At 70.3% G+C, this 19,364-nt stretch carries 20 protein-coding genes and 1 pseudogene; 10 read left to right on the top strand and 11 right to left on the bottom strand.

The features are described from left to right. On the top strand, positions 1-684 hold a 684-nt coding region (locus ACGF8B_RS38830; protein ID WP_392747284.1), incomplete at its 5' end, for a WD40 repeat domain-containing protein. Then, positions 681-1,571 (top strand): serine peptidase, encoded by an 891-nt coding sequence (locus tag ACGF8B_RS38825; protein WP_392747282.1) that lies wholly within the window; start codon positions 681-683, stop codon positions 1,569-1,571. The genes ACGF8B_RS38830 and ACGF8B_RS38825, both read left to right, overlap by 4 nt. A gap of 378 nt (positions 1,572-1,949) precedes the next feature. On the opposite strand, the gene ACGF8B_RS38820 is transcribed toward ACGF8B_RS38825, so the two are convergent. Both ACGF8B_RS38820 and ACGF8B_RS38815 read right to left on the bottom strand, forming a co-directional pair. After that, on the bottom strand, positions 1,950-2,321 hold the full coding sequence (locus tag ACGF8B_RS38820) for a hypothetical protein (protein WP_392747280.1): 372 nt from the start codon (positions 2,319-2,321) through the stop codon (positions 1,950-1,952). 33 nt (positions 2,322-2,354) lie between these two features. After that, entirely contained in the window at positions 2,355-3,383 is a 1,029-nt protein-coding gene (locus ACGF8B_RS38815; RefSeq protein ID WP_392747279.1) for a GlxA family transcriptional regulator, read from the bottom strand. A 235-nt stretch (positions 3,384-3,618) separates the two neighbouring features. On the opposite strand from ACGF8B_RS38815, the gene ACGF8B_RS38810 reads away from it, so the two are divergent. After that, positions 3,619-4,209 (top strand): cysteine hydrolase family protein, encoded by a 591-nt coding sequence (locus tag ACGF8B_RS38810; protein WP_392747278.1) that lies wholly within the window; start codon positions 3,619-3,621, stop codon positions 4,207-4,209. 140 nt (positions 4,210-4,349) lie between these two features. Here ACGF8B_RS38810 and ACGF8B_RS38805 read toward each other — a convergent pair. Next, positions 4,350-4,946: pseudogene (locus ACGF8B_RS38805) on the bottom strand (TetR/AcrR family transcriptional regulator); the annotation flags it as partial. A gap of 199 nt (positions 4,947-5,145) precedes the next feature. Between ACGF8B_RS38805 and ACGF8B_RS38800 the strand changes: the two are divergent. Next, complete coding sequence (locus ACGF8B_RS38800) at positions 5,146-5,550, top strand: pyridoxamine 5'-phosphate oxidase family protein (protein ID WP_392747277.1); 405 nt, start codon at positions 5,146-5,148, stop codon at positions 5,548-5,550. Positions 5,551-5,575: 25 nt separating this feature from the next. Next, positions 5,576-6,454, top strand: coding sequence for a haloalkane dehalogenase (locus tag ACGF8B_RS38795; RefSeq protein ID WP_392747349.1), 879 nt, complete (start codon positions 5,576-5,578; stop codon positions 6,452-6,454). A 1,378-nt stretch (positions 6,455-7,832) separates the two neighbouring features. Here the strand turns inward: ACGF8B_RS38795 and ACGF8B_RS38790 are convergent. Further along, on the bottom strand, positions 7,833-8,003 hold the full coding sequence (locus ACGF8B_RS38790; protein ID WP_392747354.1) for a hypothetical protein: 171 nt from the start codon (positions 8,001-8,003) through the stop codon (positions 7,833-7,835). Here ACGF8B_RS38790 and ACGF8B_RS38785 point away from each other — a divergent pair. Then, positions 7,969-8,346 (top strand): peptidoglycan-binding protein, encoded by a 378-nt coding sequence (locus tag ACGF8B_RS38785; RefSeq protein ID WP_392747347.1) that lies wholly within the window; start codon positions 7,969-7,971, stop codon positions 8,344-8,346. The two genes, ACGF8B_RS38790 and ACGF8B_RS38785, sit on opposite strands and share 35 nt — an antisense overlap. Before the next feature lie 103 nt (positions 8,347-8,449). Further along, on the top strand, positions 8,450-9,835 hold the full coding sequence (locus ACGF8B_RS38780) for a choice-of-anchor A family protein (protein ID WP_392747275.1): 1,386 nt from the start codon (positions 8,450-8,452) through the stop codon (positions 9,833-9,835). Between the two features lie 107 nt (positions 9,836-9,942). Here the strand turns inward: ACGF8B_RS38780 and ACGF8B_RS38775 are convergent, their stop codons facing one another. Then, a complete protein-coding gene (locus ACGF8B_RS38775) occupies positions 9,943-10,599 on the bottom strand; it encodes a hypothetical protein (protein ID WP_392747273.1) in 657 nt (218 codons plus the stop codon). 353 nt (positions 10,600-10,952) lie between these two features. Between ACGF8B_RS38775 and ACGF8B_RS38770 the strand changes: the two genes are divergently transcribed. Continuing rightward, positions 10,953-12,161 carry a PQQ-binding-like beta-propeller repeat protein gene (locus tag ACGF8B_RS38770; protein WP_392747346.1) on the top strand — a complete coding sequence of 403 codons (1,209 nt, stop codon included), beginning with the start codon at positions 10,953-10,955 and terminating at the stop codon, positions 12,159-12,161. A 244-nt stretch (positions 12,162-12,405) separates the two neighbouring features. Here ACGF8B_RS38770 and ACGF8B_RS38765 read toward each other — a convergent pair whose 3' ends face one another. Together ACGF8B_RS38765 and ACGF8B_RS38760 are read right to left on the bottom strand one after the other, a co-directional pair. After that, on the bottom strand, positions 12,406-13,617 hold the full coding sequence (locus ACGF8B_RS38765; RefSeq protein WP_392747271.1) for an RNA polymerase sigma factor: 1,212 nt from the start codon (positions 13,615-13,617) through the stop codon (positions 12,406-12,408). Then, entirely contained in the window at positions 13,614-13,985 is a 372-nt protein-coding gene (locus ACGF8B_RS38760; protein WP_266694972.1) for a YciI family protein, read from the bottom strand. Before ACGF8B_RS38760 ends, ACGF8B_RS38765 begins: the two co-directional genes overlap by 4 nt. A gap of 195 nt (positions 13,986-14,180) precedes the next feature. Here ACGF8B_RS38760 and ACGF8B_RS38755 point away from each other — a divergent pair, with 195 nt between their 5' ends. Next, entirely contained in the window at positions 14,181-15,707 is a 1,527-nt protein-coding gene (locus tag ACGF8B_RS38755) for an MFS transporter (protein ID WP_392747269.1), read from the top strand. On the opposite strand, the gene ACGF8B_RS38750 is transcribed toward ACGF8B_RS38755, so the two are convergent. Next, the gene (locus tag ACGF8B_RS38750; protein WP_392747267.1) at positions 15,664-16,647 is read right to left on the bottom strand and encodes a GNAT family N-acetyltransferase; all 984 of its coding nucleotides are present in this window, start codon (positions 16,645-16,647) and stop codon (positions 15,664-15,666) included. The genes ACGF8B_RS38755 and ACGF8B_RS38750 overlap by 44 nt on opposite strands. 52 nt (positions 16,648-16,699) lie before the next feature. On the opposite strand from ACGF8B_RS38750, the gene ACGF8B_RS38745 reads away from it, so the two are divergent. Beyond that, positions 16,700-17,308 (top strand): TetR/AcrR family transcriptional regulator, encoded by a 609-nt coding sequence (locus ACGF8B_RS38745; RefSeq protein ID WP_342281091.1) that lies wholly within the window; start codon positions 16,700-16,702, stop codon positions 17,306-17,308. Positions 17,309-17,383: 75 nt separating this feature from the next. Here ACGF8B_RS38745 and ACGF8B_RS38740 read toward each other — a convergent pair whose 3' ends face one another. The 3 genes from ACGF8B_RS38740 to ACGF8B_RS38730 form a co-directional block, all read right to left on the bottom strand. Further along, a complete protein-coding gene (locus tag ACGF8B_RS38740) occupies positions 17,384-18,046 on the bottom strand; it encodes an NUDIX domain-containing protein (RefSeq protein ID WP_392747266.1) in 663 nt (220 codons plus the stop codon). Then, a complete protein-coding gene (locus tag ACGF8B_RS38735) occupies positions 18,043-18,396 on the bottom strand; it encodes a DUF4406 domain-containing protein (RefSeq protein ID WP_392747345.1) in 354 nt (117 codons plus the stop codon). The genes ACGF8B_RS38740 and ACGF8B_RS38735 overlap by 4 nt, the downstream gene beginning before the upstream one ends. A gap of 146 nt (positions 18,397-18,542) precedes the next feature. Then, the gene (locus tag ACGF8B_RS38730) at positions 18,543-19,328 is read right to left on the bottom strand and encodes a DeoR/GlpR family DNA-binding transcription regulator (protein WP_392747264.1); all 786 of its coding nucleotides are present in this window, start codon (positions 19,326-19,328) and stop codon (positions 18,543-18,545) included. Between the last annotated feature and the right edge of the window lie 36 nt (positions 19,329-19,364).

The raw sequence follows: 19,364 nt of genomic DNA, 5'->3' as shown, positions 1-19,364 counted from the left end.
GTGTGGGACCTGACCACTGGAGAACAGGTCCGTCAGCTCGTCGGCCACACCGACTGGGTCTTTTCGGTGGTGGTGGCGGAGCTGGATGGCCGCCCCCATGCCGTCACTGCCAGCAGCGATGGGTCGGTGCGGGTGTGGGACCTGACCACTGGAGAACAGGTCCGTCAGCTCGTCGGCCACACCGACTGGGTCTTTTCGGTGGTGGTGGCGGAGCTGGATGGCCGCCCCCACGCCCTCACCACCGGCTACGTCGGGTCGGTGCGGGTGTGGGACTTGGCTACCGGAGAACAGGTCCGTCAACTCGTCGGCCACACCGGCCCGGTCTGGGCGGTGGTGGTGGCGGAGCTGGATGGCCGCCCCCATGCCGTCACTGCCAGCAGCGATGGGTCGGTGCGGGTGTGGGACTTGGCTACCGGAGAACAGGTCCGTCAACTCGTCGGCCACACCAGCTCGGTCCGTTCGATGGTGGTGGCGGAGCTGGACGGCCGTCCCCACGCCCTCACCACCGGCTACGACAAGTTGCTGCGGGTGTGGGACCTGACCACCGGAGCCTGTCTCACCACTTATCGCCTGCCTGTCGCAACGAGCCCCATAGCTGTTGCCGCCGACGGCACTGTCGTTCTCGGTGTCGGCGACGACGTGGTCGTCCTCAGCCTGACCCCCCTCATTCGGAGGCTTCCATGACCAGCACCGCCACCTCTCCCCTTCGCATCGTCGCCGTGCACGGTGTGGGCAACGGCTTTGGCCCCGAGGTGTCCGGCGCCCGCCTCGAAGAGCTGCGGACGCTCAAGGCCCGAGCGTGGGCACGGCAGCTGACCCTCGGGCTCGACGTCGCCCCGGACCGGGTCGCTCTCGACTTCGCGTACTACGCGGACAGGCTCGTCAACGGTCCGGTGATTCAAGGGGCAGGGAGCCCCGACGCCCTGGACGACCCACTGGCACAGGAGATGCTCACCGCATGGGCACGGCAGCTGGGGGTTCCCCAGGAAGTGTCACAGGGCCACGCCACAGTTCCCCTGCGGGTACTGGCGTCTTGGGTGGCCCGGAGGTTCAACCTCGCCGAAGGTCCCCTGCGCGTCTTCATCCAGCTGCTGTTCCGCGAGGTGGCCGCCTACCTACGGGCCGAGAACGCCCCGGAACGCGTAGCGGCGCGCGACGAAGTAGCCCTGCGGATCACCCAGCACGCTCCCCGCATCGTCATCGCACACTCTCTGGGCTCCGTCGTTGCCTACGAAGCCCTGCACGCCCACCCGGAACTGCGACCCGAACTGTTCCTCACCCTCGGCTCTCCCCTGGCGCTGCCCCGCGCCGTCTTCGAGCGTCTCACCCCCGCGCCGCAGGGCGCCGGCCCGGCACGAAGGGGAGCGCGCCTGCCCGGCGGAACGCGATGGGTCAACATCGCCGACCCAGGCGACCCCGTGGCGATCCCGCCGCAGTTGGGTCGGTTCTTCGACGGGATCGCCCTGGACCACACCACCGTCATCAACCCCCTGTTCGGCTTCCACCACGCCGAGAACTACCTGAGATCCGCCACCACAGCCGCCACCATCGCCCCCTACCTCGAACCGTGATCCTCCGCGCCTTCTTCGCCCCGACCGGTCCGAGCACTACCTCGCCCTCGTCGGTATCGCCGCAACTCTCATCTGCCGCTGCCTCACCCAAATGAGACATGGTCGAAGCCACACAACCTCCTGCACGCCTTTCAACCGCCCCGGCCTCACGACCCGGGGCGGCTTTGGCCTTGCGCACGGCGGATCCCAGACTTCAAGAGGTCGACCTTCTTTTCCGTCGACGCAGAGGCGACCGCCTCAGCTTCTTCGCGATCTCGGGGACGGGGACACCGCGATCTCGGGGACGGGGACACCCTTGTCCTTGAGGGCGACGGCGACGACTCGCTCTGCTCCCCGCACCCGCGGGGATGCGATCTCCGCCGGGCCCGTCGGAGCCGGTCAGGGTGTGGCGGTGAGCCCCCAGCGGCCGGCCTTCCCGGTCCCGGTACCGAGGAACGTTCCCGCGTACGGATCGTCCGGGTCGCCCGCGGTGAACGGCAGCCGGCTGCCGGGCCACTCGCCGGCCGAGACCATCATGGCGTGCAGATCCGTGGCCCGGTCGATCCGTAGCAGCCCTTCCCCATGCGGAAAGGTGTTCAGGCCCTCCTCCGCCTCTTCGTCGCCGACCAGCAGTGCGGGCAGCGGTTGGCCGCCGCGTTCCCACAGCCACCGGATCTGGTCGGGCAGCGGGCGCCCGAGCGTCTCCGCGCAGCCGGGCTCCTGCTCGAATCCGGCCGGGTCCGGTGCCTGCGGGTACAGTGCGTCATGCACGTCAACCTATAGAGGCTGTACGGGACGGCTCTCTCAGTCCTTCCGTCGTCGGCCGCCCCGTGAGGACGGAACGTCGGGGCCGGCCCGGAACCGCTGCCGGTACTCCGTCGGTGTTGTGTCGAGTTTCCGGCGGAACGCCCGGACGAGGGTGTCGGTGGTACCGAACCCACAGGTGGACGCGATGCGTTCGAGCGTGGCATCGGTGGATTCGAGCTGGTTGCGTGCCCTCTCGACGCGGACCGACTCGACGTACGCACTCGGGGTCATGCCGAGCTCGGCCTTGAAGATCCGGGTGAGCTGCCGCTCGCCGACATGGGCGTACGCGGCGAGGTCCGCGACGGTGAGCGGTGCGCCGACGTTGCCCATGACGTGGTGGCGGAGGTCCTCGATGCGCCGTGTCGTGGAGAGGGGTTCGAGGGGGACGCTGAACTGGCTCTGTCCGCTCGGCCGCTTCAAATACATCACGAGTTGCCGGGCGACACGCAGCGCGACGCTCTCGCCGAAGTCGTCGGCGACGAGGGCGAGCGAGAGATCGAGACAGGCGCTGATGCCCGCTCCGGTCCACACGTCGCCTTCGCGGATGAAGATCGGGTCCGCGTCGACCTCGACCGCGGGATGGTCGGCGGCGAGTTGCTGCGCGGTCGACCAGTGGGTGGTGGCGCGCTTGCCGTCGAGCAGCCCGGCGGCGGCGAGGATGTGTGCTCCGACGCAGACCGATGTGACCCTCCGCGTCCTGGCGGCGAGTGCCCGCACCCGGTCGACCACGGCGGGGTCGGTGAGTGCGTGTACGCGGCGCCGGTCGTCCACTTCCACCGATCCGGGCACCAGGAGGGTGTCGATGCTTCGTGTGGCCGCCTCTTCGAAGGTGATGTCGGGGAGGATGCGCACGCCGGCGGAGGTGGTGACGGGGTCCAGAGTCTCGGCGGCGAGGAGCACGGTGTAGCCCGTCTCGTCGTCCGTCTCGCGTCGCAGGAGGGCGAACACCTCCGGTGGGCCGGTGACGTCGAGCAGATCGACGCCCTCGAAGAGGACGATGACGACGAGTCGTTCGATGGTGCTCATGCGGTCTCCGTCCGGTCGGTACCTGCGATGTCGCCAGTTGCGATGTCGGTATCGCCGGTCGGTACCCGCGATGTCGGTACCCGCGACGGCGGTATCTGCGATGTCGGTGCCTGTGATGTCGGTATCTGCATGTTAGACGGCATTGCAGACACGTCTCGGCCGACCGTAGCGTTCTGGATGCGGCTCACCGAGTGGGTGGGCGACAAATCCTGGCCCGACACGAGGCGGTAATTCCATGGCTACGACGACTCTGCGCGAACTCAACGGCTTCGATGAGACGCCCGCGTCGCTCGCCGATTCGACCCTGATCCTGGTCGACTACCAGAACACCTATGTCGGTGGCGTGATGGAGCTGGAGGGCTGGCAGGCCGCGCTCGACTCCGCCGCCGCGCTGCTGGGCCGGGCCCGTGAAGCGGGTACGAAGGTCATCCACGTCATCAACGACGGCGGCGAGGGCACCCCGTACGACATCCGGGCGGAGATCGGCCGGATCCACCCGAGCGTGGCGCCGGTCGAGGGCGAGCCCGTCGTCGTGAAGAAGGCCCCGAACGCCTTCGTCGACACCGACCTGGCCGAGCACGTCGACGCCGCCGGCAACACGGACGTCATCGTCGCGGGCTTCATGACGCACATGTGTGTCACGTTCACCACGGAGGGCGCTTTCCTGCGCGGGAACCGGCCCACGGTGGTGGCCGACGCCTGCGCGACGCGCCCGCTGCGTTCGATCGGCACCGAGCTGACCGCCGATCAGATCCACCGCAGCGCGCTCGCCACGATCTCCGACCTCTACGGGGTCGTCGTCGAGTCCGGGAAGTCCCTGACCTGATCCGCCCGACCTGTCTGATCCGCCTGACCGGCCTGACCTGTCTGATCCGCCAGACCTGTCTGATCCGTCCGACCTGCCTGACCTCTCCAACTCGCCGGGACCGCTCTGCCGGGACCGATCCTCGGGGGCGCTCCGCCGTTCCGCCCCGCTTCGGGCCGCGCGCCCAGCGCCGCGCGCAGTGCCGGGGCGAGGACACGGCGGGTCTCGGACGGGGTGAGGGCCGATGGGGTGGGGAGGGGGTTGAGGTAGCGGGTGTAGATGAGGCCGCCGAGGATCGTCACCACGGCCGTGGCGCGTGCGGTCGCGTCCCGGCCGCCGATAAATTCAACAAGCCGGGCCAGCAGCTCGTGTTCCAGGTATTCGCGGATCACCTCGGCGGCCTCCTCGCCCCGGGTGCTGAGCTGCCGGAAGTCGGAGTCCTCCCACAGATCGGTCACCGCGTCGATCAGACGGTCGGGGAGGGTGACCGGATCGCCGCCGAGGACATCGTCCACCGCCAGCGCGTTGGCGCACTGGAACTGCATCACGTCCGCGAACAGGCCCTTCTTCGAGCCGAAGTGGTACGCGATCAGCGCCGGGTCGACCCCGGCCGCCCCGGCCACCGCGCGCAGCGTCGTGCGCCGGTAGCCACGCTTCAGGAACAGCGTCCCGGCCGCGGAGACGATCGACTCGCGGGTCGGCGGGTTGCCGCGGGGGCGGCCTCGGGTGCGGGCGGAGGCAGGAGGGGCGTTATTCATCAGCGTTGAGCCTGCGTTCGGTGACCGGGACAGTCAAGGGCGTTCCGCGAACCACACGAAGGGATGGCCCGACATGATGCGTACCGCAGCCCTCGGCGCAGACGGACCAACAGACCGCCACCTCACCGGACACGACCCGGGAGGGGGCGGGGGCCGGCGGGCCGGGAGGGAGAGGGGGCCGGGCGGGGGTGAGGAGCGAGTGGGCCGGGCGGCCACCGAACTCCCGGCCACCACACGGGCGTTCCTCGCCCGCCCCCACACCGCCACCCTCACCACCCTGCGCCCCGACGGCACCCCGCACGTCACCCCCGTCCGCTTCACCTTCGACACGGCCACCGGCCTGGTGCGGGTGACCACCCGGGCGGGAGCGCGCAAGGCCCGGAACGTGGCGGCGGGCGGCCGGGCGGCCCATGTCGCGCTCTGCCAGGCGGACGGCTTCCGCTGGGTCACCCTCGAAGGCCGGGCCACCGTCACCGACGACCCCGTACGCCTGACCGAGGCGGTCCACCGCTACACCGCCCGCTACCGCGCGGCCCCGCCCACACCCGAGGACCTGGTCGTCATCGAGATCGCCGTCGACCGCGCCCTGACCCTCAACCTCTGAGCCCCCTCACGGAAAGCGAAGCGATATCGCGATGCCCACCCTTCCCGTTCTCGATTCCACCATCCACCACCGGGAGTCCGGTGACCCCGACGGGCTGCCGTTCGTCTTCCTGCACGGCAACCCCACTTCCTCCCACCTGTGGCGGAACGTCCTGCCGGGAGTGGCCGCGCCCGGCCGCCGCCTGCTTGCCCCCGACCTCATCGGCATGGGCGACTCCGGCAAGCCCGATCTCGCCTACTCCTTCGACGACCACGCCCGCTACCTCGACGCCTGGTTCGACGCCCTCGGCCTTGCCGAGGCGGTCCTCGTCGGCCACGACTGGGGCGGGGCGCTCGCCTTCGACCGCGCCGCACGTCTCCCGGACCGCGTCCGTGGCATCGCCTTCACCGAGACGATCGTCAAGCCGCTGGTCGGCGACGAATTCCCGGCGGCAGGACGGGAGTTGTTCACGCTGCTGCGTGCTCCCGGGGTGGGCGAGGAGATGATCCTGGAGAAGTCGCTGTTCATCGAGGGGCTTCCGGACACACTCGCCACCCCGCTCGACCCCGCCGACCTGGAGATCTACCGCCGTCCCTTTCCGACCCCGCACAGCCGCCGCCCGGTACTGGCGTGGACGCGCATGATGCCGCTGGACGGTGAGCCCGCAGACGTCGTGGCCCGCGTCGAGCACTACGACGCCTGGCTGGCCGCCAGCCCCGAGGTCCCCAAGCTGCTCGCCGCGTTCGAGCCGGGTCCGGGCGCGATGACCGACCGGGGGACGGTGGCCTGGTGCGAGGAGAACATCGCGGGCCTGGAGGTGTCCCGGCACGGTCTCGCGGGCCACCACTCCCCGGAGGACCGCCCCGAAGAGCTGGCCGCGGCGATCAACGCCTGGGCGGACCGGCACGCGCTGGCGCGTCGGTAGGGGAGCCCGCTGCCAGGGGCGGGCCGCCCAAGGTGCTGCCGGTCGAGGGCGAGGCCCAGGCGGCACGGGCACAGCCGAAGAGTGCTTTCCGCGGACGCGTTCACGGCGTCGCCGAACCCGGTCGCCACTGCCCCATCGCCGGCCTGATCATCATGGACAATGCCGGGAACGTCGCTCTGTACGGCTCGGAGTCCGGCGTACCGGAGTCCGGCGCACCGGAGTCCGGCGCACCGGAGGCCGGCGCACCGGAGGCCGGCGCACCGGAGGCCGGCCTGACGATCATCTCGGCCTCCCGGCACGTACCCCATTGCTCTGCAACTGTCCGATCAGGCATACGAGTTCTTGTCCCCCGGCTACCCGAACGGCACTTCGATGCCGGGTGGGCCGGTGACTCTGACGGGTACCCAGTAGTGCCCCCGCCCCCCGCTCCCGCCCCCGCGCCGGAACCCCGGAGCTCGTACGTAGGGACCGGACGGACGGTGCGGCATTGCCGCTCCTCGCGGCGGCTCGTCGGAAGGTGCCCGGTCTCGTTCCGAGGCCGGGCATCGCCGTCGGTGACGCCAAGAGCGCCCCCAGGGCTGCTGCTTCGTCATGCCCTGACCTGAAAGTCCAACATTCTTGTGACGTGCGACACATTTTAAAGTCCGCTTAAGGTGCCACATCACCAAAAGTCTTTTTTGGGGTTGATTGCGGCTAGTTGACGCCCAACTCCCGCGTGAGTCAGAGTCACCACATCCCCACAAGATCCCCCCGGTTCCACCATGACCTGGAGTTCCCGATGTGCCCCGGCCGCCCCCGGCCGTCATCCCGGCTGCCCTGGCCGTCACCTCGGCTGCTGCGGCCCCACACCCCCAACCGCGTGGATTTTCCGTCCGCGTCGTGCCCTGATCGCGCCCATGAACCTACCCGTTTGGACAAGGAGCTCAGAGTAAGTGAGCTTTCAGCAATGCACGTCGTGCGGATCGGGGCGTGACTCCGCCTCAGGGCCTGCCTGTGACTGCATGCCGCCCGGTGAGAGGCTCGTGTTCGGAAAGATAGCCGCACCTCATCAAGTCGGCGACGGCGTCCGTGAAGCGGACATCGAACTCTTCGACGACGCCGTTCACGCTCCCCGGCCGAGGTACTCACCGCTCCCCTCCCGGCAGGCCCCGCGCCGCCAGGATTCCACCGCACCCGTCCGGCGCCCGGTTCCCGGAAGGGGCAACGCGAAGGACGGCACCTCGGGAAGCGAGGAGGACAAGGGGAAAGGTACGGGGAAGGGGAAGGGAAAGGGGAAAACCAGTTATCCCGTGCTGTTGATCGGTGTCACGGTGGCGGGTATCGGTGCCGCGATCGCTGTCTATCTGGTCTGTGTCGCGATAACCAATCAGCATTCCGGCTACATTTCCTCGTCCTTCTCGGCCGCCTCCCCCTCCGTCTCCGCGGCGCCCTCGAAAGAGGTGCCTCGCACGTCCCTGCCCGCGGCTCCTGCGACCATTCCCGCAAGACCGGTACGGGAGCTTTCCGGAACCCCTGTGGCGCCGTCGGCACCGCCTTCGCGGTCCGCCACTCCTCCTTCTCCTCCTCCGCCTCCCTCGCCCACTCCGCCGCCCCCTTCGCCGCCCGCGAACGCCAGGTCGACGGACCGGAACACCATCGGTCTGGGCAGTACGGGCCCCGAGGTCAAGGACCTTCAGCAGCGGCTGGGGCAGCTCTACCTGTACCTCGGTTCGCCCAACGGAATTTTCACGCAGGATGTTCAAGTGGCGCTGAGTCGATTCCAGAAGGCGCGGAACATTCCCGAGGAACTCGGGACCTACGGGCCGTTGACCCGCGAGGCGCTCGTGGCGGAGACGAATTCGTCCGACCATGATTCCTATGCCCAGGCGGCCCCGCAAGGGTGGCATCGGTAATAGTTCTTCCGGCGTGAAGGTGATTCAGATTTCACGCATGGTTCCAGTGGGGCGTGAATAATGCCCCGTATTCTCCAACGATAGGGTGAGAAAAATTATGCGAATGAGTGGAAGTGCCGTTGCGGGAAGAAGCGGCGCAGTCGCGCTGGTTCTCTCTCTCGGCCTGCTCGGCAGCGGAACTTCCCATGCGGCCGTTCCCACCGACGTTTCCGACAGGTCGAAGTCGTGCCCGGCCTCCGGTGAGGTGCCGGGCATCGGTCACAACCCGATGTTCACCGACGGCAACGTGGCCCTCTTCGCCGGTGGGAACTACACCGTCGACGGCGGTTCGGCCGAGGCGGAGGGGCTGCTCGTCGTCAAGGGCGACGCGACCTTCGCGAAGGACTCGGGAGGAACGTTCAACGTCGGCCGGGTCGGCGCGGGCTCCGGCATCCTCCCGGAGTCGGGCGATGTGATGCTCGCCGTCGGCGGGGACCTGTCGATAGCCAAGGGAACGACCGTCGACGTCGGGCACGGCCTCACGGCCGGCCCCCGCTACGGCGGTTCCGTCCACGTGGGCAAGGGGATCGACGAGAAGGGCAACCTGGAAACGAACGGCGGCGAGCGCAAGTCGGGCGTGGGAGCCAAGGAGGCCCTTAGCCCCTACGACACGTTCGACCGGACCATCGGCGACGAGTCGTCGTCCCTCGGAGCGCTGAAGCCCACCGGCACGACCGTGAGCGAAGGCGGCACGGTGACCTTCAAGAGCACCGGCGCGAGCAAGGGAAACCTGCAGGTCTTCGAGATCTCCGCCGCTGATCTCGACGGCACCTCGACGTTCCTCTTCGAGGGCATCCCGGACGGTGCGTCCGTCGTGGTCAACGTGACCGGATCCCACACGGTGTCCGTCGCCCCGATGTCCGTCGGCTTCAACGGGGACCGTGCCGACACGTACGACTCGCCCGTCTTCGGCGAGGCCGCCTCGCGGATCCTGTACAACTTCGAGGGCTCCACCTCGCTCACCCTCGGCGGTGGGGGCAACTTCATGGGGTCGCTCCTCGCCCCCAAGGCCTCCGCCGATCTCACCGCGAGCACCAACGGCCGCGTGTACATCGGCGGCGACGTGAAGACCCACGGCTCGGGCAACGAGACCCACAACTACCCGTGGTCCGGCTCCCCGGCGTTCAAGTGCAAGCCCAAGCCGTCCCAGCCCGAGAAGCCGGCGCCGCCCGTACCGACCACGCCCGGCAAGTCCGTCTCTCCTTCGCCGACCCAGCCGGGCGAGTCGACTCCCCCGCCCACCGAGTCCACGAAGCCGTCCCAGCCGGCCCCCACGGAATCCGAGTCGACTCCCGCACCCACCGAGTCGTCCCCGGCCCCGTCCAAGGGCGAGGGTTCCCTCGCCACCACCGGTGCCCAGGTCACCATGTACGCGGCCGCGGCCGCCGTACTGGGCGCCCTCGGGTTCGGCCTCCTCGCGTTCACGCGCCGTCGCCGGAGCCGCGCGTAGCCGGCCGGCACCGCAGAACCACCGGCGGGGCGACGGCCGACCGTCGCCCCGCCGGTCCCGGGCGAGTCCGTCTGGCTACGACGTGCTCTGTCGGGGGAGTCGTTCTGTTACGACGTGCTCCGTCGGACCGCGGCCAAATCCTGGGGCACCGGCGGCAGTTCGGCATGCGTGACCTTGTAGCCGCCCTTGGTCACCGGGGCGTACGGTGCGGGCGCCATGCAGGTGCCGACCGTGGCTTCCTCGGGCGCGGCGTCGCCGTTCGGCACCAGGTTCACACCGTTCCAGGAGAACCCGACACGGTCACCGGAGCGCTGCCCGCTGCCCTTGCCGCCGTCGTAGACGCTGAAACCGATCCGGCGCCCGACATCGGGCGGCCCGCCGGGGCCGACCTCGGTGATGACCGCCGTCAGCGTCGCGGTGTGCGGACCGGTCACCAGACAGTCCACCCGCCCCTTGGACGTGTACGTGGTGTTCCGGTCGGCGGAGTAGTGGGAGATCTTTATCGTGCCCCGGGCATCGGTGGGGAGGCCCGTGGGGATCCCGGGCAGTGGCCGGCTGTACGGGGCGGCATGAGCGTCGAAGGTGAACGAGCGGATGTCGTCGTCCTCGTAGTAGGGCAGTACGAACTCCGCGCTTCCGGTGACGCTCGCGTAAGCCGGCTTCGCCCCACGTGACTCGGCAGTGGCGGAAGCGACCGAGGCGCCGCTCAGCGGCAGGCAGATGGCGAGTGCGGCGAGCACTGCAGTCGTCCTGCGGCGGGACATCGAAATCACTGTGTTCTCCCGGGAGTTGGCGTTCTTTGGTGGTGCGATCCATCCTTCACGCCCCCGCCTCCCGGCCCATCGGCCACGATCCGTAGATCCTGACGCGCCCACCTCAACCACGAGACGTATCGGCGTCAGCCTCCGGTCGCACGGGGCAGTACGTCTGAGGTTCCGGGTGCGGTTGGGGCGACGGTTGCCCTGTGACGGGAGGTTCACGGCTGTGTCCCGGCTGTGTGCCAGTCGGCGTCCGGCCGAAAATCGCCGGTTAGCCTGGCGGCGCTCAAGGGGTCCCAGGGGGACGTCGGAACAGCTGGACGGAAGAGGGAACAGACGTGAGCGGTCGTGGCGGGCAGATGGTGTCGCGCAGGCGGATACTCGGGCTGGCCGGGACAGGGGTGGGGCTGGCCGTGTTCGGGGCCGGACTCGTGGGGTGCGGCCCCGAGGAGGCTGCGGGCACGCCGAGCGGCAGCTCGAAGCCGGGCGGGGGTGAACAGGGCGGCGGTTTCACCACTCCGCCGCCGGGCACCGCGCCCGAGCCGCTGTGGCGGGCGGCAGCCGCGAACACCAGTCTGTCCGGCAACGAAGCGCTCGCGGTGATCGGGAACGTGGCCCTGGTGTCGGGCGATCCGCTGGTGGGACGGGACATGACCACCGGCAAGGAGAAGTGGTCGCGCCGCGGCGTCACCACACCCGGCGCCAAGCTCATCTTCGGCGGCGGCACGCTCTACCTCGCCAGCGCCGAGTACGACGGCGACGTGGTGGGACTGGATCCGGCCACCGGCAAGGAGACCTGGCGCAGCCGACTGGGCAAGCAGTACGAGCAGCCGCGCCCGATCGCCGCCGACGACCGCCATGTGTACGTACTCGCCGGCATCCTGGAGAAGGACTTCACCTCGCCGAACAACGTGATCGCCGCGATCGACACCACCTCCGGCAAGGTCGCCTGGCGCGAGCAGCGCGACGCGGGGACCGAGGAGTTCGGCATCACCGCCGCGGCCGTCGACGGGCGCCTGGTCTACACGGACTACCGGGAGAACGTGACCGTCCGCGACACGGCGACCGGCCGGCAGCTGTGGACGAAGAAGATCAGCCGGTCCAACAACCGCCGCTTTGCCGTGCACAAGGACCTGGTGATCGTGGCGGACGGTCGGCGGCTGCGCGCCTTCGACCTCGCCGGGGGCAAGGAACGCTGGTCGCTCCGGACGGAGGAGTTCAGCGCGTTCAACGACCCGCATGTCCTGGACGGGGTGCTCTATGCGGCCGACAGCGCACGCGCCATGTGGGCGGTGGACCCCGCCACGGGCAAGCAGATCTGGCACAACGAGGACCTGCGGGACAAGGCGACGCAGGCGTGGCAGTTCGCCAAGGTGAACGGCACCCTGTACGGCGCGACCGAGTTCGACAAGGCCGGCGGGGTACACGCCTTCGACGTGGCGACCGGGAAGCTGCGCTGGACGTACAACGACAAGAGCGGCGACATCCAGCAGTGGTACGTGGCGGCGGCGGGCGACCGGCTGGCCGTGATGCACGGAAAGCGGATCTACGCCCTCCCCGCCGTGTGATTCGGGCGTCCGGGCGTCAGTGTGGTCCGGACGTCTGTGTGGTCCGGGCGGTTCGCTCGATCCGGTGTCCGGGTGGTCCGGGCGTTCGTGTGGTCCGGGCGGTTCGCTCGATCCGGTGTCCGAGTGACTCGGGCGTTTGCGTGGTCCGGGCGTTCGCTCGGTGCCGGTGCCGGTGCCGGTGCCGGTGCCGGTGTCCGTGTGATCCGGGCATCCCGGGCGGAGTTCCGGACCTGCGGGACAGCGCTCATGGCTTCACGCGGCCGGCCCGGAACTCCAGGTAGCGCTGCTCGGCGATGCTGGCAGTGGCCTTCGCGGCGCGGCGGTAGTGCTCGTACGCACCGGCCGTGTCGCCGGTCCTCTCCAACAGGTGCGCGCGTACGGACAACAGCCGGTGGTGCCCGGCCATCCGCTGGTCGCCGTCCAGGGTGGCCAGCAGGGCCAGCCCGGCCGGCGGGCCCTTGGTCTCGGCGAGTGCGATCGCCCGGTTGAGGGTGACCATCGGGTTGGGCGCGATCCGCTCCAGTACCAGGTAGAGGGCGTGCACCTGCGGCCAGTCGGTCTCCTTCGCCGTGGCCGCGTCGGAGTGCGTGGCGGCGATCGCGGCCTGCAACTGGTACGGGCCCAGCGCCGGACCGGCCAGCGACGACTTGACCAGCCCCAGCCCCTCGTCGAGCAGTTCGCGGTCCCACTGCGTACGGTCCTGCTCGTCCAGCGGCACCAGGTCGCCCGCCGCCGACGTGCGCGCCGGGCGGCGGGCGTGGGTGAGCAGCATCAGCGCGAGCAGCCCGGTCACCTCGCCGTCCCCGGGCAGTTGCGCGTGCACCGACCTGGTCAGCCGGATCGCCTCGTGCGCGAGGTCCGCGCGGTGCAGCTCGCGGCCGGAGGAGGCGGTGTAGCCCTCGTTGAAGATCAGGTAGAGCACGTGCAGGACGACCCGCAGCCGCTCCTCGCGCTCCGCGCCCTCCGGTAGCCCGAAGGAGCTGCCGGCGGCCTTGATGCGCTGCTTGGCCCGGCTGATCCTGGCCGCCATCGTGGCCTCCGGCACCAGGAACGCGCGGGCGATCTCGGCAGTGGTCAGACTGCCGACCGCCCGCAGCGTCAGGGCGGTCTGGGAGGCCGCGGTCAGCGTCGGATGGCAGCACAGGAACAGCAGGACGAGCGTGTCGTCGGTGTCCGGCACGTCCTCGGGCACCACCTCGGCGGCCGTCGCCGACTCCCGCTCGCGGCGGGCGTGGTCGCTGCGCAGCTGGTCGATGAGCCGCCGGGACGCGACGGTGACCAGCCAGCCGCGCGGGTTGTCCGGCACCCCCTCGGCCGGCCACTGGACCGCGGCGGCGAGGACGGCCTCCTGCACTGCGTCCTCGCACTCTTCGAACCGGCCCTGCCGGCGTACCAGGGTGCCCAGGACCTGCGGCGTGAGTTCACGCAGCAGGTCCTCGATGGCTGGTGCTGTCATGCCTCCAATTGTCCGTCGGCGAACATCACCTGCCGCACCTCGATGCCCAGACCGTCGATCGCGGCATCCGGGATCCGCGCCGCCAGCTCGATCGCCCGCTCCTTGTTCTCGCAGTCGACCAGGTAGAAGCCGCCCAGGTACTCCTTCGATTCCAGGAACGGCCCGTCGGTCACCACCGGCTGGCCGTTGCGCACGGACACCACGACGGCCTGGGACGGGTCGACCAGCGCCTGCGTGTTGATCAGCTCGCCCGACTTCTTCAGCGCCTCGATGAACTCGCCGTGGCCGCCGCCGATCGCCGCCTTCTCCTCGTCGGTCAGCGCGTCCAGCACGGCCGGGTTGATGTGCATGCTGATCAGGAACTTCATCTCTGGCACTCCTCGTGATTCGCGGGCCCGGTCGGGCCCTTCGCCCAGTGGGTCGGAGCCGACGCGGCCGTCTTGACGTCCCCGCCGGAACTTCCGCGGAAGATTTTCGCCGCCGCGCCGCCCGTACCGATGTCAAGAAACTCCCGGCAGCTCCGACCAGTCGGCGACACATCGAAAGAACAGGGAGTTTCCGACATGCGAGTCAACCGGGCATGGCTGGGGCTGGTCGTCCTCATGCTGCCGACGTTTCTCGTCGCCATGGATATGACGGCACTGCTCCTCGCGCTCCCACAACTGAGCGCCGACCTGGGGGCCACCGACGTCCAGCAGCTGTGGATCAGCGACAGCTACGGACTCATGGTGGCCGGCCTGGTCATCACGACCGGCACGCTCGGCGACCGGATCGGCCGCCGACGGCTGCTGATGACCGGCTGCGCGGCCTTCGCGGTGCTGTCGGTCGTGGCCGCCTTCGCGGTCGACCCGCTGATGCTGATCGTCGCCCGAGCACTGCTGGGCGTCGCCGGGGCGACCCTGGTGCCCTCCACCCTCGCGCTGATCACCAACATGTTCCGCGACGAACGGCAGCGCGGGCGGGCCGTCGCGGTCTGGGCGACCTGCCAGTTCACCGGCGGCGCGCTCGGCCCCGTACTCGCCGGATTCCTCCTCCAGCACTTCTGGTGGGGCTCGGTGTTCCTGGTCGCCGTGCCGGCCATGGTGGTGCTGCTGCTCGCCGGGCCGGTCCTGCTGCCGGAGTTCCGCAGCGACCGGGCCGGGCGGCTGGACCCGCTCGGCGTCGGGCAGTCGCTCGCGGCGGTGCTCCTGCTGGTCTACGGAATCAAGCGGCTGGCCGTCGAGAGCGTGGGCGCCGGGAGCGTGCCCCTCGTCCCGGTGGGCGCGGTCGTCGTCGGCGCGGCCGTCGGCGTGCTGTTCGTACGCCGGCAACTGCGGCTGGAGACGCCGCTGCTGGATCTCCGGCTGCTGCGCGGCCGCCCGTTCACGGCCGTGCTCGTCGCGCTGGTCTTCGCCGGCATGGCCATGGCCGGTACGGGGTTGCAGGTGACCCAGTACCTCCAGAACGTGCTGGGCCATTCGCCGGTCGCGTCGGCGATGCTGTTCGCGCCCATGGGCCTGGGCGTGGCGGTCGGCACCATGACCGCGCCGGCGCTCGCCCGCCGGATGAAGCAGCCGACCGCGATCGCCGGCGGGCTCGCGGTATCGGCGCTGGGCAGTCTGCTGCTGGTTTTCGCCGACGGCGGGCACGCCCTGCCGCTGGTGATGACCGGTATCACCGTACTGGCGCTGGGCACCGGGCCACTGTTCGCGCTGGGCACCGGGCTGGTCATCGGGTCCGTGCCACCGGAACGCGCGGGCTCGGCGGCGTCGATGTCGGAGACCGGCAACTACTTCGGCGGCTCGCTCGGCTTCGCGCTGCTCGGGGTGCTGGCCGCAGTGGTCTACCGCAGCCGGACTGACGGCACGTCCGAATCGCTGGCCGGCGCGGTCGAGGCGAGCCGGCACCTTCCCGCCGACCGGGGCGCCGAACTGCTGCACACGGCACGCGAGGCGTTCACCACCGGTCTGCACGTCATCGGCGGTGTCGCCGCGGTCCTCTTCACGGGGACGGCCGTACTGACCTTCTGGGCCTCCCGCGTCCGGACCGCCCGGGACGAGGGAGCGCCTACGCGTCTTCCCAGGCCATCGAGCTCATCCGCCAGCCGGTAGGAGTCCGTACGAACTGGATCGTCTTGCGGCCGGAACCCTCGAACCGCTCGCCGTCGCGGATGCCGGACTTCCGGTACTGGCTGAACCGGTGCGCGACGGACCCGAAGACCTCGGTACGCTCGGCGACCTCCCACTCGGAGAAATCGGTCAGCGTTCCGTCGGTGAGCATCTTCTCCCGGGGAGCGATGAAGGACTCCAGGTCGTACACCACCGGCTCGGCGTCGGTGCCTCCGGTGTTCGCGATGATCGTCCCCTGCGGAATGAACACCTCACGGACGACACCGAGGTCGGGCCGGCTGCCGCCGGTGTTGGTGAAAGCGCCGAAGAGGGTGCGCGTCAGCCGGTCGAGTTCGGCCTTGACCTCGGAAACGGGTGCTCCTCCCGCGGGTGCCTCCGCCGCGGGGGACCACTCCTCGGTCAGGACCGACCAGACCTCGATGTCGTGCCGCTCGCCCCGGTACTCGGTGTGCTTCCGCAGCACACCGTCACGGGTCATCCCCAGCCGGCGCGCGACCTCGACGCTCCGGGTGTTGCCCGCCCGGACCCACCATTCGGCCCGGCTCATCCCACGCTCCGCGAAAGCCCAGTCGAGCAGCGCCCGGCACGCCCGGGTCACCAGCCCCCGGCCCTCCCCGGCGGCCTCCAGCCAGCAGCCGACCTCGCACACTCCGGAAGCGCTGTCGAAGCGCGTGAACATGACGCCGCCGACGAGCGTGCCGTCCAGCCAGATCCCGCAGATCCGGCCGGCGTCCCCGGCCTGCTTGTCGGCGTAGCGCTGGAGGACCGCGGTGGCGGAGGCTCGGTCGGTGCTGAAGGTCGCCCAGGGTATCCAGGGGTCCACATGGGGCCGCGCGCGGTCTATGTGGGCGAGGAACTCCTGCGCGTGCCAGGGTTCCAGAGGGCGTAGCTGAGCGGTGTCGCCGAGCGGCAGTGTGAACACGGAAACCTCGTCCCTGGGTACGTAACAAGCGTTCGGTACGTAAGGTAGCAGCATGCCGCCCGCACCCGGAGACCGTGAAGCCCGACGTGACGATGTGTCCCGGGCGGTGTGGCAGGTCCTCGCCGACAAGGGGTTCGGCGGGCTGACCCTGCGCGCCGTCGCAGCCGCGATGGGCGTCTCGACCGGGATGCTCATGCACTACTTCCCGACCAAGCGGGCCCTGATCGCGCATGCCCTGGACCTGCTGGAGAAGCGCACCGCGGAACGCCCGCGCCGCGACCGTCCGGCCGACGGCCTGGCCACCGTGCGGGCCATGCTGCTGGACATCCTGCCGCTGACCGAGGGCGACACCGCCCGCAACCGCATCTGGGTCAGCTCCTGGGACCTGGCCCTCGCCGACGACGGACTCGCCACGGACCAGGCCGACCGCTACACCCGGTTGCGCTCGACGCTCCGCCCGCAGTTCGAGGCCGCGCGCGGCCTGGGCGAAGTGCCCGCAGCCGCCGACCCGGAGCGACTCGCCGCCACCGCCGTCGCCTTCACCCACGGACTCGTCGTCCAGGCACTCTTCGACCCCGGCCGGTTCCCCGAGGACGTACAGATCGCCATGGTCGACGACTTCCTCGCCTCGATCACACCGCCCGGGCCCGCACGGCGATGAGCCGCCCGCTCCTTCGCACGGCGATGAGCCGCCCGCCCCCTCGCACGGCGACGAGCAGCCCGGATCCCCGTGCCATCACCGCGCGAACGGCCCGTCGAGGGCGGCCCACTGGAGCAGCATGATGGTCTTGGCGTCGGCGATCGTGCCGTTGCGGATCCGGTCGAGCGCCTCGGTGAACGGCAGTTCCACGGTGGTGATGTCCTCGCCCTCCTCGGCGACTCCGCCGGGGCCGCCACCGACCGGGACGTCGGCCGTGTCGTAAGGGGCGGCGAAGAAGTGCAGGCGCTCGGTGACCGAGCCGGGGCTCATGTAGACGTCGAAGACGCGCTCGACGGCGCCGACGGTGTGTCCGGTCTCCTCGGTGGCCTCCCGGCGGATCGCCTCCTCCGGGCCGTCGCCGTCGAGGAGACCGGCGGCGGTTTCGAGCAGCATCCCGTCGGGATGTCCGTTGACATAGGCGGGGAGGCGGAACTGACGGGTCAGCAGCACGGTGCGCCGGTCGGTGTTGTGGAGCAGGATGGTCGCCCCGTCGCCCCGGTCGTACGTCTCGCGCTGCTCGCGGCTCCAGTGTCCGTCGCCGTGCCGGAAGTCGAAGGTGGTCTTCCGCAGGACGTACCAGTCGCTGGAGAGCAGCTCCACCTCGCGGATCCGCACGTCCGGGTTGCCGGTGAGGTCGCGGCCGTGCTGGTCCAGGCCGGTGCGCCCGCGCCGGTCGGGGGTGTCGATCCCGGCGGTCATCGGGCGGCCGGGACGGCGTCGAGGGCGGGGTAGACGTCCTTGCCCTGCGCGCGGGCCCGGGCGACCATCCGGTCCGCCCCCTCGGAGGGGCCGCCGATGCGCAGGACCGCGTCGCAGCGCGAGAGCAGCCGCTCGGCGACGGGGTGGAAGATCTCCTGGAAGACCGCGTCGCCGGGGCCGGCGCTGTCGGCCGTCTCCAGGAGCGGCAGGGCGAGGGCCTCGCCGGTGACGGGCAGGTGCCCGGCGCGGAAGAGGACGAGCGCGGCCTCGTTCATCGCCCGTACGTTGGCCTCCAGTTTGCGGGGGTCGTCGTCGGTGCCCGAGCGGTAGGGGCCCGCGACGAGAATCATCAGGGCGCGCGGAAGGGCGTCAGGGCGGGCGTCCGGGCGGTTGTCCGGAAGGGCGTGCGGGCGGGTGCGCGGAAGTGCGCGCGGAACGTCGGTCATGGGCGTTCACTCCTTGGGGACGGGTGCCGGATAGGGCACCGGGCACGGGTTCAGACGAGGAGGCTGTCGACGCCCGCGTCCCGCAGGGCGTCCAGGGTCGCCGGACCGCTGGGGTGCGTGGTGGCGTCCTCGGCCGCCCTGTCGGTGACGAAGCGGTCCACCGCGTCGAGCGGGGCGACCCGGCTGAACGCGCGTACGCCCAGCTTGGTCGCGTCCGCCACCGCGATCGTGCGGGTGGTCCGGGCGATCCCGGCCTGCTTGACGGCCGCGTCGTCCAGCGAGAACTCCGACCAGCCGTGCTCGGCGTGCACACCGCCGATGGACATCACGAAACAGTCGAAGGCCAGGGACTCCAGCGTGCGCAGCGCCAGCGGGCCGACGAGGGATCGTTCGCCGGGGCGGGAGCGGCCCCCCACGACCAACAGATCGATCCCGGGCCGGTCGGCCAGGGTCAGGGCCGCCTGCAGGCTGAGTACGGCGACCGTGAGCGGGGCCCGGGCGGCCAGGTGTTCGGCGACGTGCACGGTCGTGGTCCCCGCGTCGAGCAGCACCCGCGAGCCCGGCTCCACCAGCCCGGCCACGGCAGCTCCCAGACGGTCCTTGGTGGCCGTCTGCCAGGGTTCCCGCGCGGAGAATCCCGCGTCCTCCTCACGAGGACGGGTGGCGACAGCGCCACCGTGCACCCTTCGCACCAGGCCCTGACGCTCCAGCGCGTCGAGGTCCCTGCGCACGGTCATTTCCGAGACGCCCAGACGATGGGAGAGCTCCGACACGGAAACCCGGTCGGAGCCCTGCACCAATCGCAGGGTCAGGTCCAGACGATTGGCGACACCCATGGCCCATTTCTACCACGGTCAAGTTCAAATGAACAT

It is taken from the genome of Streptomyces sp. NPDC047917, assembly GCF_043204345.1.
GTDB classification, from domain to species: domain Bacteria; phylum Actinomycetota; class Actinomycetes; order Streptomycetales; family Streptomycetaceae; genus Streptomyces; species Streptomyces sanglieri.
This window is presented reverse-complemented; position numbering and strand designations above follow the sequence as displayed.